The 14,639-nt window shown below is 42.0% G+C and carries 15 protein-coding genes, 1 tRNA gene and 1 pseudogene; all 17 read right to left on the bottom strand.

From position 1 onward, the window contains the following. Positions 1–111: 111 nt before the first annotated feature. Positions 112–735 (bottom strand): hypothetical protein, encoded by a 624-nt coding sequence (locus tag ACMZ6Z_RS01595; RefSeq protein WP_416130929.1) that lies wholly within the window; start codon positions 733–735, stop codon positions 112–114. Beyond that, positions 713–1,006, bottom strand: a complete 294-nt coding sequence (locus ACMZ6Z_RS01590; RefSeq protein ID WP_416130907.1) for a helix-turn-helix transcriptional regulator — start codon at positions 1,004–1,006, stop codon at positions 713–715. Before ACMZ6Z_RS01590 ends, ACMZ6Z_RS01595 begins: the two co-directional genes overlap by 23 nt. Positions 1,007–1,468: 462 nt before the next feature. Next, positions 1,469–2,362, bottom strand: a pseudogene (locus tag ACMZ6Z_RS01585) (class II fructose-bisphosphate aldolase). A 238-nt stretch (positions 2,363–2,600) separates the two neighbouring features. Beyond that, positions 2,601–2,686, bottom strand: a tRNA-Leu gene (locus tag ACMZ6Z_RS01580). A 51-nt stretch (positions 2,687–2,737) separates the two neighbouring features. Then, entirely contained in the window at positions 2,738–3,658 is a 921-nt protein-coding gene (locus ACMZ6Z_RS01575) for an alpha/beta hydrolase (protein WP_416130906.1), read from the bottom strand. Positions 3,659–3,826: 168 nt separating this feature from the next. Further along, on the bottom strand, positions 3,827–4,288 hold the full coding sequence (locus ACMZ6Z_RS01570; RefSeq protein WP_416130905.1) for a PTS sugar transporter subunit IIA: 462 nt from the start codon (positions 4,286–4,288) through the stop codon (positions 3,827–3,829). Between the two features lie 68 nt (positions 4,289–4,356). Continuing rightward, positions 4,357–4,635 carry a PTS sugar transporter subunit IIB gene (locus ACMZ6Z_RS01565; protein WP_416130904.1) on the bottom strand — a complete coding sequence of 93 codons (279 nt, stop codon included), beginning with the start codon at positions 4,633–4,635 and terminating at the stop codon, positions 4,357–4,359. Between the two features lie 29 nt (positions 4,636–4,664). Further along, positions 4,665–6,104: a PTS ascorbate transporter subunit IIC gene (locus ACMZ6Z_RS01560; RefSeq protein WP_416130903.1), complete on the bottom strand. Its 1,440-nt coding sequence runs from the start codon at positions 6,102–6,104 to the stop codon at positions 4,665–4,667. 296 nt (positions 6,105–6,400) lie between these two features. Next, positions 6,401–7,171 carry an acetyl-CoA carboxylase carboxyl transferase subunit alpha gene (locus ACMZ6Z_RS01555; protein WP_416130902.1) on the bottom strand — a complete coding sequence of 257 codons (771 nt, stop codon included), beginning with the start codon at positions 7,169–7,171 and terminating at the stop codon, positions 6,401–6,403. Then, positions 7,171–8,031: an acetyl-CoA carboxylase, carboxyltransferase subunit beta gene (gene accD, locus ACMZ6Z_RS01550; protein WP_416130901.1), complete on the bottom strand. Its 861-nt coding sequence runs from the start codon at positions 8,029–8,031 to the stop codon at positions 7,171–7,173. Before accD ends, ACMZ6Z_RS01555 begins: the two co-directional genes overlap by 1 nt. Positions 8,032–8,042: 11 nt before the next feature. Next, on the bottom strand, positions 8,043–9,422 hold the full coding sequence (accC, locus tag ACMZ6Z_RS01545; protein ID WP_416130900.1) for an acetyl-CoA carboxylase biotin carboxylase subunit: 1,380 nt from the start codon (positions 9,420–9,422) through the stop codon (positions 8,043–8,045). A 251-nt stretch (positions 9,423–9,673) separates the two neighbouring features. After that, positions 9,674–10,096, bottom strand: coding sequence for a 3-hydroxyacyl-ACP dehydratase FabZ (gene fabZ, locus ACMZ6Z_RS01540; RefSeq protein ID WP_416130899.1), 423 nt, complete (start codon positions 10,094–10,096; stop codon positions 9,674–9,676). Next, positions 10,093–10,539: an acetyl-CoA carboxylase biotin carboxyl carrier protein gene (locus ACMZ6Z_RS01535; RefSeq protein ID WP_416130928.1), complete on the bottom strand. Its 447-nt coding sequence runs from the start codon at positions 10,537–10,539 to the stop codon at positions 10,093–10,095. Before ACMZ6Z_RS01535 ends, fabZ begins: the two co-directional genes overlap by 4 nt. A 29-nt stretch (positions 10,540–10,568) precedes the next feature. After that, complete coding sequence (gene fabF / locus ACMZ6Z_RS01530; RefSeq protein WP_416130898.1) at positions 10,569–11,801, bottom strand: beta-ketoacyl-ACP synthase II; 1,233 nt, start codon at positions 11,799–11,801, stop codon at positions 10,569–10,571. Between the two features lie 69 nt (positions 11,802–11,870). Further along, the gene (gene fabG, locus ACMZ6Z_RS01525; protein WP_416130897.1) at positions 11,871–12,605 is read right to left on the bottom strand and encodes a 3-oxoacyl-[acyl-carrier-protein] reductase; all 735 of its coding nucleotides are present in this window, start codon (positions 12,603–12,605) and stop codon (positions 11,871–11,873) included. 11 nt (positions 12,606–12,616) lie between these two features. Further along, positions 12,617–13,537, bottom strand: coding sequence for an ACP S-malonyltransferase (gene fabD, locus ACMZ6Z_RS01520; RefSeq protein ID WP_416130896.1), 921 nt, complete (start codon positions 13,535–13,537; stop codon positions 12,617–12,619). Positions 13,538–13,551: 14 nt separating this feature from the next. Continuing rightward, entirely contained in the window at positions 13,552–14,517 is a 966-nt protein-coding gene (gene fabK, locus ACMZ6Z_RS01515) for an enoyl-[acyl-carrier-protein] reductase FabK (RefSeq protein WP_416130895.1), read from the bottom strand. Positions 14,518–14,639 lie beyond the last annotated feature (122 nt).

The raw sequence follows: 14,639 nt of genomic DNA, 5'->3' as shown, positions 1-14,639 counted from the left end.
ACACTATCTGCATATTTTGAGATAAAAAACTATAATACAAAATATCATTTAGATGGGGCACCCAACCACATCTTACAAACGCTCACAAAAATCCCTATCATACTAATCTGATTACTCACTTCTCTCAAGTTTGGAGTCTGGTGCTTCACATAATAATTTTTGAATATACTCATTAAGTTTATCAGCCATATTAATATTTTCTTCAAATCGATAAAAGAAATAGGAATTTTTATAATAGGGTACGGCTGAACTACCTCCTGCTAAATCTTCGGTAACATTTCCTAACAAACAGTATAAATGTCCCAGATGAAAAAAGATACTATTGTCTTGACAAATCTTAATAGCACTTTTAACTTCACTTTCTGCTTGTTTAATATTTCCTTCTAGCCATAAATATCGTGATATATTGTACTTCACTTTTACAAATTGTTTCAACTCTTCCAATGTTCTAAAGGTAAAGCTCTGTATTTTTTGTTGAATTACCTTGTAAATATCTTCGAAAAAACGATTATCTCCTATCTCATGATAAAAGTTTGATAACGTATTGATAATACGTATAAAATTAATGTCTGAGTTTGTTAGTATTATCATCATGTCTTTTAACAGAATGATAGCTTCTTTTTTTTCGTCTAAACAATAAAATTTTACCAGTGCCCTAACCCAATCCATATAAATCTTATCTTCAAGTGTTAGATTATTTGGCTTACTTTTTTCAAGATTGTAAAGGTAGTGAATTGTAATCCCTCTTTTCTAAAAAACTCTCTACAATTCTTTTAAATTGGGAAAAATCATTATGGCTTATATTCATACTGTTATCAAAAAAATATTCCATTGGAACTGACATACGTTTAGATAATAAATAGAATAATTCTGCACCAGGAGTGTAATTCCCCTGTTCAATGCGACTAATTTGACTTTGTTCACAAATTCCTTTTGCTAATTCTTTTTGTGATAGCTTCAATTCTTTACGTCGACCTTTAAAACGCGACGCTAGTACAATACTCATTTTAGTACCTCCTCTATTTCCTCACTACAAATCTTGGGTATGTCTAGTTTAGTGTAACTGATTCACAGATCTCAAATTAGCTCTAAAAGGTACAGTGTTAAGTCCTTATCACAGACGTATTCAATCCATCTAATAATGCTCTCAAAAGATAACTCTTATACACCTGAGATGATTACTATTAAACAAGTATAGCGTTATATTCATAAGATAGGATTTAAAAAATAAAGCTTTGAAAACTCTTGAAAACGTCATTAATAAACTACAAGAATTGATCCATAACTTGCATTAGTCTGATTTGAAACCGACTGTTCATAGAGCATCGAGAAATTTCAGATTTTGATTTTCGTTAAGTATTAATAAACTCAGAAAAAGGATTTTCCAAAGAAAATCCTTAAACGCTAACTATTTTAAAATTAATCTTTCTCTGATCACGATCAGATGTCGTTTCGCAAATTTTAATGATTACGCTTTGTTTGCTGATCCAAACACGTCAATACGTTCTTCAACAGCACCTTGAACAGCTTTCATACCATCTGCCAAGAATTTACGTGGGTCGAAGAGTTTTTTAGCGTCATAACCAGCTTCGTCTGCATCGTAAGCACGTGAGAAGGCACGTGAGAAGGCACGTGTAGCATTAGAGAAGGCAATTTGACTTTCAGTAATAACGTTAACTTTAGCAACACCAAGGCGAATAGCTTCTTGGATTTGCTCATCAGGAATGCCTGAACCACCATGAAGTACGATTGGGAATCTTGGTACAGCGTCTGTCAATTTCTTCAAGTGGTCAAGATCAAGACCTGTCCAGTTTTCTGGGTAAGGACCATGGATGTTACCGATACCCGCAGCCAAGAAGTCAATTCCAGTTTCAACCATAGCTTTAGCATCTTCAACTGGTGCAAGTTCACCGCTACCAACGATACCATCTTCTTCACCACCGATTGTACCAACTTCAGCTTCTACAGAAACACCTTTTGCGTGAGCCAAAGCAACAACTTCTTTAGCTTTTTCAAGATTTTCTTCGATTGGAAGGTGTGAACCATCAAACATGATTGACGTATAACCAACTTCGATACACTCAAGTGCATCCTTCGTAATGACCGTGGTCAAGATGGATAGCAACTGGTACAGTGATACCCATTGACTCTACAAGGTTCGCAATAAGTGATTGACATACTTTGTAACCACCCATGTATTTAGCAGCACCCATTGAAGTTTGGATAAGAACTGGAGCTTGTTTGCTTTCCGCTGCACGCAAGATAGCTTGTGTCCATTAAAGGTTGTTAGTGTTAAATCCACCTACAGCATAGCCGTTGTACGAGCTGCTTGGACGAATTTTTATGCTGAAACGATTGCCATTATAAAGGCCTCCTCTATATTTTTGGGGATTATTCACCTTTACGTTCTATATTCTAGCATAAATAAGGCTAAAAAACCAGTTTTCTTCTAAGTTAAGCGTTTTCTCAATTGAAAGAATGAGAAATATATCACTTATTATCCCTCTTTTTTATGGCTCATTGAATCATTTCAATAGATTACTATTTAAATATTTTGAGCTGACAAAAGAAAAAAACCAAGTCAAGGACCTGGTTTATGATGCGGAAAGGGGGACTTGAACCCCCACGACCTAAAGCGGTCACAGGATCCTTAGTCCTGCGCGTCTGCCAATTCCGCCATTCCCGCTGTTATTAACAACAGTATTGATTATATCTCATATCAATAGCTGTGTCAATACTATTTTTGGTATTTCTTCAAAAAATCTGCTATTTTTTTCTGATAGGCTTGGGGATCTGTTTCAAATGATTTGGCGTGCTTGGATCCTTTGACGATATAGAGTTCCTTAGGACCTTTGTTAGCTCTTAGATTGTCATACACCATGTCTGTAGGCACAAAGGTATCCGCATCACCATGAATGAATAAAACAGGTAAGTCATTTTTAGCGAGTTGCTTGACGGCACTCGCCTCTCCGTAGGTAAAGCCTACAAAGAGTTTTGACAAGCCTGATACCCCATATAAAATGGGAAAGGCTGGGAGGTTATACATGTCCTTGGCTTGATAGGTGAGTTCGTCCCAGACGCTGCTATAGCCACTATCCTCAATAATGGCAGACACCTGCTCAGGGAGGTCTTCGCCACTAGCCATCATGACTGTCGCAGCCCCCATGGAGACCCCAAAAAGAGTAATGTCTTGCTTTGGATCTTGCTCAACCAAGTCTTGTAACCATTTGAGAAGGTTCTCTCTATCCTTCCAACCATAGCCGATAAAGTGCCCTTGACTATCACCGTGGGCAGCATTGTCTGGCATCAACACATTGTAACCCATCTCATGAAACAAATAAGCATAAGGCTTCATATCTGACTTGTCATTGGTAAAGCCATGAACAAGGACAAGGGTCTTATCAGACTGACTCTTGGCAGGAACATACCAAGCGACCTGTTTTAAACCTTGATTGGTCATGTGACGTTCTTCTTTTGGCAATTCATTGAACGCTTGTTCGTGCTGATAAAGCGCGTTTTCAGGTGTTCTGTCTTTATTGTTGATAAACGATTTTTCTGATCGATATTGGGCGACATAAAAGAAATAACCACAAGCACCCACAAAAACCAGAAAAAGCAAACCAAACAAGGTCATGAGTGTTAACATCCATTTTTTCATAGTCTTATTTTACTGATAATAGCTCCAAAAAGAAAGTATAGTGAATTGGCGAAAAGTTCGGGCAGCCTTGAGATTAAAAAAAGCTAGACTAGGTGATGAAAACCTACTGCTTTATCTCGTTGCTTCCTTTAACGTCGTTTGGTCTTAATGGATTGAAGACAGCTCTTGTCAATAAAGACTTGTTTGAGACTCTTCAACCATGGCTAAGACATCTGCTGGCGTTTGGCAGGCTAATAAACGCTCCACCACATTATCCAACTCTAAAAGAGCCACGAGTTGAGGAATGGCATCCTTAGTATGGCTAGTGGCAGTTGTTGCTGCCAAGGTGATTAGGATAGAGACTTCCTTTCCATCTGAGAAAAGGACTGGCTGCTTCAAGGTAATCAATGAAAAAGCGTCTCTAAAAACACCTTGACCAGCTGCCGCGTGCGGCATAGCCACTCCAGGCATTAGGATATAATAGGGGCCATGTTTTTCTGTTGAGGCCATAATGGCTTCGTAATAACTTATACTAACCGCACCATTATCAATCAAAGGCTGAGCAGCCAGTTTCACAGCCTCTTGCCATGTTTTGGCACTGAGGCCTAAGCGAATCGCTTGATGTTCTTTTAAGGATTCTTGTAAGTTCATTGATACCTCTCTTTAATCCGTTTGGCATGGACCATTCAAAAAAACAACTTCATTCAAGCATCATTAATCTATATAATGGCACTTAGTTTTGTCTTGATTTCCTGCTCATCCATCAAGTTATCTAGGCCTACCAACTGGCCCGTCGTGCGGCCTTCCAACTCATGGATCAAATGATTAGAGGCGACGATGATGTCATAGCTAGCCGCTAAAGTCTTAGCCTCCCCAATAGAGCAAGAGACGAGTTGCACTGCATTAACCCCTAACTCACCAAGAACCTTTTCGACCTTCATTTTGATCATCATGGAAGACCCCATGCCATTACCACATGCTGTTAATACTTTTATCATCTTGATTTCCTTTCGTTTTTTAAATCGTGTTATGCTTTTGGGACATCACCTCGGAAGTAGGCTTCCTTATCTTTGGCTTTCCAAAATTGGCATTGTGGAATAGCCAAAAGAAAGAGACATACCAAAACATAACCTAAGACACCTAAATTGTTAAAGAGATAACCAAAACCGACCCAAGGAACGGCTAGATCACTGTTACCATGATAGCCACCCGTCAAGTTTAGAAGAGATATAGCCAGCGCACCACCAGCTACCTGTAATATCCCTGAGATAAAGGAGAGTACCAGAGCTGCTTTAAAACCACCACGCTTATCGGCGTAAACTGCAATGGCAGCATTATCAAAAAATACGGGAACAAAGCCTGTAATGATTAGAATAGGACTCTTAAAGGCAACTAAAAGTGCTATTGTCATCAGCTGTCCCATCAGTCCAAAGGCAAAGCCCGAGAGAACAGCATTGGATGAGCCAAAGCCGTAGGAGGCTGAAACATCAACTGCCGGAAATGAACCCGGTAGTAGTTTGCTTGAAATTCCTTGGAAGGCACTGATCAACTCCGCCACAAACAGCCGCACCCCCTGCATTAAAATAAAGAGATAGACTGAGAAAGTCAATGAGGTTTGAAGCACATACATGACAAAGGCTTGTTTGGTCGGGACATAAGCACCAGCACCGATTAAGGTGGTATTGGCCATTATCTCTGGGCCTAGAAGTGATAAAATCCCTCCGAAGAACACCAACATCAAGGTCGCTGAGGCTACCACGGTATCGTGAAAAAGACTCAAGCTTTTTGGGAGTTTTACATGATCCAGGCTTTCTTCTTTTTTCCCAAAAAATGGGGCTACCTTGTCCACAAACCAAATAGCAAATTGTTGTTGGTGCCCAATGGCAAACCCGCCACCTCTGGTCAATCTCTGGGTGGCTTCTACCGTCAGATTGGAACTCACTCCCCAATACAAGCCACAAATAATACCGATTGCCCATGCGCCAAAAGCATTTTGAAATGAAGGTATTAAGTATAAGACAAAGACTGAAATGGTCGCAGCCTGTTGCACCATAATATGACCAGTGATCACCAAAGTCCTGACCTTAGTCACCTTACGAAAGGCAACCAGAAGGCTATTGACACCAAAGCCAATCAAGAGAGCCTTCGCTGCAACACTGATAAATCCCATCGTCTCCAGCTTAGCATTGGCAGCAACAAGACCAAAATAAGGATCAAGAACGGCAGCCTCTAGTTGGAACTTCTCTGCTAGAGCCAGAAGGATTGGGCGAAAGGTAGCGATCAAGCCTCCTGCACCTACGTTGACAATCAAATAACCAACCGTGGCCTTGATAAATCCTGCAAAAATCTCATGGAATGGTTTCTTTAAGAGTGAATAGCCGATAAACACCAAAAGACCCACAAAAAATGCAGGATTCTGCAACATATTTTGGGAAAACCAATGAAGGACTGCTAATAAATCAGCCATGGGGACTTCCTCTTTTCATAAATGATAGGCGACACTGTTAAACTCTCAAAAATCAACCTAAACAAGGCGATAAATACCCGTCTGTGTGACCTTGCTTGCATCTTAGGATAGGCCATAACACTCTTTTAAAACATTTCAAAAGACCTAAACAAGGGGAAACACGAGTCACAACAAAACACTCCTGTACCTCCTTGACGAGAACAAGAGTATTCTTGATCGTTTTTTTGAGTGATACGCCTGCAATGTCAAAAATACCTTCTTGACTGACCTTTTTATGAATCCAGTCGTCTAAGAGCTTAATATTTTCTAAATCTTTCGTATCTCTCTTGTAAGAGCTGCTCTGTTGATAAGGTCTTGAGGTGGGTCAACTCGGTGATGAGATTTTCTTTCAACAGTTCCGCAGTCTCACTTGAAAAATAGCCATGTTCTGGAATCACCTTGTCGACAATGCCCATATTAAGCAATTCTCCAGCTGTTATCTTCATCAATTCGGCTGCTTCTGGAGCACGACTACCATCTTTCCATAGGATTGAGGCAAAACCTTCTGGACTCAAAACAGCATACATGGTATGCTCTAACATCCAAACCCGATCTGCTACAGCAAGTGCCAAAGCACCTCCAGAGCCTCCCTCACCAATAATGATCGCAATAATCGGCACTTTAAGGTCACTCATCTCCAAGAGATTACGTGCAATAGCCTCTCCCTGACCACGCTCTTCAGCACCAACACCAGGATAGGCACCTGCGGTGTTGATAAAGGTAATAACTGGACGCCCAAATTTTTCGGCCTGCTTCATAAAACGTAGTGCTTTACGATAGCCTTCTGGATGAGGTTGCCCAAAATTACGATGAAGATTGTCTTGTAGGTTCTTTCCTTTTTGAATACCAATCACTGTTACTGCCTGACCACCTAAGCGGGCAAGACCTGCTACGATAGCACCATCATCTGCAAACTGGCGATCACCATGTAACTCAATGAAATCCTCAAAGATTGCCTCAGCATAGTCCAAGGTCGTCATACGACTCTGGCTACGGGCTTCCTTCAAAATTCGTGACACATCGCTCATCATACACCTCCATGAAAAGCCAAAAGATTTCCAATCACATCTGGGAGATCTACGCGTTTGACAATTTTATCAACAAAGCCATGCTCAAGTAGGAATTCTGCCTTTTGAAAATCATCTGGCAAGTCTTGCTTAACAGTCGTTTCAATCACTCGACGACCTGCAAAACCAACAACGATCTGAGGTTCTGCCAAGATCACATCACCTTCCATCGCAAAACTCGCCGTCACACCACCCGTTGTGGGATCTGTTAAAACGGTTAAGTAAAAAAGACCTGCATTGGAATGGCGTTTAACGGCCGCAGAAATTTTGGCCATCTGCATTAGGCTCATAATCCCTTCTTGCATCCTAGCACCACCTGAAGCGGTAAAAATCACTACAGGTAACTTTTCCTTGGTGGCGAACTCAAATAAACGGGTGATTTTCTCACCCACAATCGTTCCCATCGAAGCCATAATAAAGTTAGCATCCATAATCGCTAAGGCTGTTTTTTGACCTTTTATCTCTGCTAATCCTGTCAAGACTGCCTCGTCAAGACCCGTTTTTTCACGTGCTTGAGCTAATTTCTCCTGATACTTAGGGAAATTGAGAGGATCTTTGGTTTCTAAGCCTGAAAACAAGTCTTCAAAAGTCCCCTCATCCACGGTAACCGCCAAACGCTCTAAAGCTGAAATCCTAAAATTATAAAAACAGGTCGGGCAAATCTTCGTCAATCCCAAATCTTTGTGATAAATCAAGTGCTTACAAGAAGGACACTTATCAAAAAGTTGATCGGGCACTTCTGGCTTAGGCGACTTTTCCCTCCTCACAGAACGGTTGGGATTAATTCTAAAATACTTATCCTTCTTATCAAATAAGCCCATATCTCACCTTTCTAGTCTCTTGAGGTTGTTCTTTTTTGATAGTCTGGCAAAAACTGTTCCATCAAGAAAGACGTGTCATAATCACCAGCAATGACATGCTGATCTGAAATCAAATCCAGCTGAAAGTCAGCATTAGTCACCAAACCATCCACTTCAAATTCATACAGTGCACGCTGCATCTTCATCAAAGCATCAAAACGATTTTCCCCATGCACGATGATTTTAGCAATCATACTATCATAATAAGGCGGAATGCTATAGCCATTATAAACAGCTGAATCCACACGCAGACCCACACCTCCAGAAGGTAAGTGCAAATCGATAATCTTACCAGGACTTGGGGCAAAGTTGAATTTCGGATTTTCAGCATTGATACGACACTCAATCGCATGACCACAAATGACCACATCCTCTTGAGTAAGGGATAACGGTTGACCTGCAGCGATCCGAATCTGCTCCTTAACAATATCAATGCCTGTTACAAACTCTGTCACAGGATGTTCCACCTGAACTCGTGTATTCATCTCCATGAAGTAGAAGTTGCCTGAGGCTTCATCTAGGAGAAACTCGATTGTTCCAGCATTGACATAAGAAACGGCTCTAGCCGCACGAACAGCAGCAGCACCAAGCTCTTGGCGCAGTGTTTTTCCGATGGCAACGGATGGGCTTTCTTCTAAAACTTTTTGATTATTACGCTGTAAAGAGCAGTCTCGCTCTCCCAAATGAATGATCTCTCCAAAAGCATCCCCCAATATCTGTACTTCAATATGGCGGGCAGGATAGACCACCTTCTCAATGTACATGGCGCCATTGCCAAAGGCTGCTAGGGCTTCTTGCGAGGCGGATTCAAAGGCTGCGGCTAGATCACTCTCTGCCTCAACCTTACGAATCCCTTTACCACCGCCACCAGCAGAGGCTTTGAGCATGACAGGATAGCCGATGCTACTAGCAATCTCTACGGCTTGCTCAACGCTATACACCTCGCCGTCAGATCCTGGAATAACAGGAACACCAGCAGCAATCATTTCCTTACGAGCGTTGATTTTATCACCCATTTTATCCATAACCTGAGCTGATGGTCCAATAAAGGTAATGTTCATCTCCTCACACATGGTTGCAAACTTTGAGTTTTCACTCAAAAAGCCAAACCCTGGATGAATGGCCTCAGCTCCAGTCACAATCGCAGCAGACAAAACGGAACTCATATTCAGATAAGAATCTGTAGAACGTGCTGGGCCAATACAAATAGCCTCATCAGCAAGAATGGTATGAAGGGCTTCCTTATCAGCTTCCGAATAAACGGCAACCGTCGCAATCCCTAACTCTCTCGCCGCACGAATAATACGCACTGCAATCTCGCCACGATTGGCAATCAGTAGCTTTTTAAACATTTGATTTCTCCTTTACCACAAGGTTATCATACAACCTGAAAAAGACCATGTGACACTAACGATCATTTTCGTCATGTCACCAAAATGCCTTTAGAACTTGTATTCCTAGATGATATTGCCATTGACCAATCCTTTTTGACCCCTTCGTCGTTAGATTTTCTAGCCATACGTTAAGTAGGCTTGCAAAGATCTGCCTAGAATGCCATTTAAAGAGCGGTCACTGGTCAAATCATCTTTAGAAATACAGGCTCTTAGTTGCCAATAGCAAAGGTAAGCGTCCCACTGGCAGCCAACTTGCCATCAACCTCAGCTTTAGCTTCCACAACTGCAATACTGCCACGACGCTTGACAAACTTAGCGGTCATGACCAGTTGATCACCAGGAACGACTTGCTTTTTAAACTTGACCTTATCCATACCAGCGTAAAAGACTAATTTGCCCTTGTTGTCTTCCTTGGACAATTCTAAAACCCCAGCTGTCTGCGCCAAAGCTTCCATGATCAGAACCCCTGGCATAACTGGATACTCAGGAAAATGCCCATTAAAGAAAGGTTCGTTGATGGTCACGTTCTTGATAGCAACAATCTCATCATCACTCTTTTCCAAGACGCGATCAACCAAAAGCATGGGGTAGCGATGGGGCAAAGCCTCACGAATAGCTTTTATATCAATCATTTGATGCGTACCAATCCTTGTCCATACTCAATCACATCTTCATCAGAAACCAAGATTTCAGTTACCACACCATCAGCTGGTGCAGGGACTTCGTTCATAACTTTCATAGCCTCAATGATCATCAAGGTCTGCCCTTTTTTGACTGAGTCTCCTACACTAACAAACTGAGGTTTCCCAGGTGCTGGCGATAGGTAAGCCACCCCAACAAGGGGGCTTTCAACCACATCACCTTCTGCCTCTGTAACCGCCGGTTCGTCAATCACTAGAGATTTGGCCTCTGACACCTGCGTCACACTTGACTGATTGGTATCAGCCTTAGTCTCCACAACAGTGCTCGTTGAGCTGGCTGACAATGACGTGAATTCATTTTTGCTAAAATACAACTCATGCCCATCTTGTTTAAACGATAACTCACGGAGACTTGACGCGTCAAACTGAGCCATCAAGTCTTTAATATCTGAAAGATTCACTTTTAATCCTCCCAACGCTTGAAGGCAACAACAGCATTATGCCCACCAAAGCCAAAAGTATTTGAAATAGCGTAGCGAACATCTGCTTCAAGACCTTGTCCCATCACGACATTAGCTTCGATGTCTTCTGATAATTCTTGAGTACCAGCTGTCATGTGGATAAATCCATGACGCATACTTTCAATAGTTGCGATTGCCTCAACAGCACCTGCAGCACCTAATAAATGCCCTGTAAATGATTTTGTCGATGATACCGGAACGTCTTTTCCTAAAACAGCAACAATGGCTTGACTTTCGCCTTTTTCATTGGCTGGCGTTGATGTTCCATGTGCATTGACATAATCCACATCACTTGGTTCAATATCTGCTTCTGCGATGGCTAACTTCATCGCCTTAGCTGCACCTGATCCATCTGGTGACGGACTGGTTTGGTGGTAGGCATCACAGGTATTCCCATAGCCAACCACTTCAGCCAAAATCGTTGCACCACGTTTTTGAGCATGCTCTAAGCTTTCCAAAACCAAGACTCCAGAACCCTCACCCATGACAAAACCATTACGGTCTTTATCAAATGGAATAGCTGAGCGTTTAGGATCTTCTGTTGTTGACAGCGCTGTTAAGGCATTAAAGCCTCCGATACCGATTTCATTGATGGTGCTCTCAGATCCACCTGCTAAAACCACATCCTGAAACCCAAACTTGATTTCACGAAAGGCTTCGCCGATAGCATCATTAGCTGAAGCACAAGCCGTTGTGATTGATTTACACACGCCATTAGCACCAATACGAAGAGCAATATTTCCAGCCCCCATATTCGATAGGGCTTTTGGAACAAACATAGGCTGGATGCGTTTCATCCCTTTCTCATGCATACGGATAATTTGTTCCTGCATTTCTTGGAGACCACCAATACCTGATGACACAATGACACCAACACGGTCACGATCCACAGCATCCATATCGAGTCCAGCATTTTCCAAAGCCTCTAAAGTCGCATAGATGGCATAAATCGAATACATGTCCATCCGATTTTTATCCTTACGAACAAAGTATTTATCAAATGGAAAATCCTGAATTTCGCCGGCATTATGCACAGGAATGTCAGAAACATCAAATTTGGTAATCGGCTTGATCCCAATTTTACCAGATTTCAGACTATCCCAAAAGGCTTGAGGGGTATTTCCAATAGGTGATGTGACACCATATCCTGTAACAACGACACGATTTGTTGACATAAATTCTCCTTTATTCCGCTGGCTTGCGGTTATGACTTGTTTAACAATCTTCTGTTAGAATAATCCGTTCTAAATCATCGTCATGCCACCATCAATGGCAAGCACTTGACCTGTGATGTATTCTTGCTCTGCCAAGAAAGTCGCTACTGAAGCAACTTCCTCAGGCTTTCCAATACGTTTCATCGGAATCTGCCCGATAATTGTTTCTTTCATTTTTTCAGGAATCACATCTGTCATATCAGACTCGACAAAACCAGGAGCAATGACATTGACCCTAATCCCACGCGATGCCACTTCTTTAGCAACCGATTTTGAAAATCCAATCAAGCCAGCCTTAGAAGCCGCATAATTGGCTTGACCGATATTTCCCGTTAAACCAACCACAGAAGAGATATTGATGATAGCACCTTGACGGGCCTTGGTCATCGGCTTTAAGACAGCCTGTGTCATGTTAAAAGCACCCGTTAAGTTGATTTTTAAAACCTTCTCAAAGTCAGCCTCTGTCATCTTCAACATCAGCTTATCATTAGTAATCCCGGCATTATTGATTAAAATATCAAGACTACCAAGTTGATCAATAGTTTCTTCAACCATGCGTTTGGCATCTGCTTCTTGTGAAATGTCACCTGAGATACCAATGACCGTCACATCGTAATCCGAAAATTGCCCTAAAAGGTCCTCTGAAATCTCTGAACGACCATTTAAAACCACGTTAGCACCACGGCGAGCAAATTCATGAGCAATGCTCAAACCAATCCCACGCGTTGATCCCGTCACAAAAACATTTTTCGCTTTAATTTCCATTTTTTCCTCACTTATGGATTGAGCAGTTGCTCTAAACTTTCTTGATCATTAACAGCCATGACTGGCAGTGTTTTATCGATTTTTTTGATGAATCCTGACAAGACTTTACCAGGACCAATCTCAATAACTTGCTCTACACCGAATGCTTTGATGGCTTCAATCGACTCGTAAAATCGGACTGGCTCCATGACCTGACGAGCTAGCAAAGAGGGAATCGTCTCTTTTGACATGATACTTGCCTCTGTATTGCCTACCAAAGGAATACTAAAGGCATCAAATGTAATGTCTTTTAAAACTGCCACTAAAGCTTGACTAGCTGGTTGAAGCAAGGCCGTATGAAAAGGTCCTGAAACTTGGAGAGGAATCATTCGCTTGACGCCTGCTTCTTTTAGTATTGCCACAGCCTTATCAACAGCCTCAACCTGTCCGCCAATGACAATTTGCTGGGGCGTATTGTAGTTGGCTGGACTAACCACACCGAGCGAAGATGCCTCTTGACAGGCTTGCTCGATAAGGGCAACATCTGCATTCATGATGGCAACCATCTTGCCATTACCAGCAGGCGCAGCTTCTTCCATCAACTGCCCACGCTTAGCCACTAGCTTTAAGGCTGTTTCAAAATCCAAAGCACCAGCAGCCACAAGAGCAGAATATTCACCCAAGGACAGACCTGCTACAATATCAGGCTCTATCCCTTTAGCTTGTAAGATGCGATAAATAGCTATAGATGTCGTTAAGATAGCAGGTTGGGTATATCTTGTTTGGTGTAATTTGTCCTGATCGTGATCAATCAAGGAGCGAATATCATATCCTAACAACTCACTGGCTTGATCAAAGGTTTCTCTGACGCAAGGGTAGTGATCGTAGAGATCACGAGCCATTCCTACGGTTTGAGCCCCTTGACCTGCGAATAAAAAAGCCGTTCTTGTCATCGTATCTCCTTCACTTAGTCAAGCAAATCGCTCCAACGGCGTGCTTCTTCAGCAATAACAGACTTAGCACTAGCGTACAAATCTTCTAAAATCTCTGCACAAGTTTCTTCTTTGGTGATCAAACCTGCAATCTGACCAGCCATCACAGAACCATTAACCACATCGCCATCTACAACGGCGTTGCGTAAGGCTCCAGCACCTAGTTCTTCAATTTCTTCAGCTGATTTTTTGCCCGCAAGAAAGTCTTTTTCTGCTTGACTGTAGGCAATAGCAAGTTTGTTCTTAATCGCACGTACAGGATGCCCAACAACAGAAGCTGAGACCACTGTGTCGATATCTTTGGCTTTTAAAACCTTGTCTTTAAAAGCTGGATGGGCGTTAGATTCCTTTGCTACAACGAAACGTGTTCCCACCTGAACGGCCTCAGCTCCTAACATAAAGCCAGCTGCCATACCACGGCCATCTGCAATACCACCCGCAGCAATGACTGGAATATCAAGCGCATCAACCACTTGACGAACCAAGGCCATCGTCGTTAATTTTCCGATATGACCACCAGCCTCCATGCCTTCAGCGATAACAGCATCTACTCCTAACTTTTGCATACGCTTAGCCAAAGCAACACTTGGCACAACTGGAATCACGGTAATACCTGCTGCGTGTAGACGCTCCATGTATTTGCCTGGATTTCCAGCGCCTGTGGTTACGACCTTGACACCTTCTTCAATGACCAAGTCCACAATGTCATCAGCAAAGGGCGATAATAACATGATATTAACCCCAAATGGCTTGTCTGTCATTGACTTGATTTTATCAATATTAGCCTTAACGACTTCTTTTGGAGCGTTACCTCCTCCTATGATACCTAGACCACCGGCTTTTGAGACAGCACCAGCCAGATCACCATCAGCAACCCAAGCCATACCACCTTGAAAAATGGGATATTTTATATTTAAAAGCTCTGTAATACGTGTTTTCATAAACTATTTCGACAATACTTTCCGTTTTAAATGGTTTGATAATCAAATTATATCAGTAAAAGAATAAGGAGTGGGCCGTAAATCAATCATCGCATAAGGATGTTAATTCTTGTCCCACTCCT

Origin of the sequence: Streptococcus pluranimalium, from assembly GCF_047785705.1 — a bacterium.
Taxonomy (GTDB): Bacteria; Bacillota; Bacilli; order Lactobacillales; family Streptococcaceae; genus Streptococcus; species Streptococcus pluranimalium_A.
This window is presented reverse-complemented; position numbering and strand designations above follow the sequence as displayed.

What these genes read in the sequence shown, in the direction of transcription:
- ACMZ6Z_RS01590 (WP_416130907.1), bottom strand. Translation starts at nt 1,006, where the DNA reads ATGAGTATTGTACTAGCGTCGCGTTTTAAAGGTCGACGTAAAGAATTG.
- ACMZ6Z_RS01575 (WP_416130906.1), bottom strand. Translation starts at nt 3,658, where the DNA reads ATGAAAAAATGGATGTTAACACTCATGACCTTGTTTGGTTTGCTTTTT.
- ACMZ6Z_RS01570 (WP_416130905.1), bottom strand. Translation starts at nt 4,288, where the DNA reads ATGAACTTACAAGAATCCTTAAAAGAACATCAAGCGATTCGCTTAGGC.
- ACMZ6Z_RS01565 (WP_416130904.1), bottom strand. Translation starts at nt 4,635, where the DNA reads ATGATAAAAGTATTAACAGCATGTGGTAATGGCATGGGGTCTTCCATG.
- ACMZ6Z_RS01560 (WP_416130903.1), bottom strand. Translation starts at nt 6,104, where the DNA reads ATGGCTGATTTATTAGCAGTCCTTCATTGGTTTTCCCAAAATATGTTG.
- ACMZ6Z_RS01555 (WP_416130902.1), bottom strand. Translation starts at nt 7,171, where the DNA reads ATGAGCGATGTGTCACGAATTTTGAAGGAAGCCCGTAGCCAGAGTCGT.
- accD (WP_416130901.1), bottom strand. Translation starts at nt 8,031, where the DNA reads ATGGGCTTATTTGATAAGAAGGATAAGTATTTTAGAATTAATCCCAAC.
- accC (WP_416130900.1), bottom strand. Translation starts at nt 9,422, where the DNA reads ATGTTTAAAAAGCTACTGATTGCCAATCGTGGCGAGATTGCAGTGCGT.
- fabZ (WP_416130899.1), bottom strand. Translation starts at nt 10,096, where the DNA reads ATGATTGATATAAAAGCTATTCGTGAGGCTTTGCCCCATCGCTACCCC.
- ACMZ6Z_RS01535 (WP_416130928.1), bottom strand. Translation starts at nt 10,539, where the DNA reads ATGGCTCAGTTTGACGCGTCAAGTCTCCGTGAGTTATCGTTTAAACAA.
- fabF (WP_416130898.1), bottom strand. Translation starts at nt 11,801, where the DNA reads ATGTCAACAAATCGTGTCGTTGTTACAGGATATGGTGTCACATCACCT.
- fabG (WP_416130897.1), bottom strand. Translation starts at nt 12,605, where the DNA reads ATGGAAATTAAAGCGAAAAATGTTTTTGTGACGGGATCAACGCGTGGG.
- fabD (WP_416130896.1), bottom strand. Translation starts at nt 13,537, where the DNA reads ATGACAAGAACGGCTTTTTTATTCGCAGGTCAAGGGGCTCAAACCGTA.
- fabK (WP_416130895.1), bottom strand. Translation starts at nt 14,517, where the DNA reads ATGAAAACACGTATTACAGAGCTTTTAAATATAAAATATCCCATTTTT.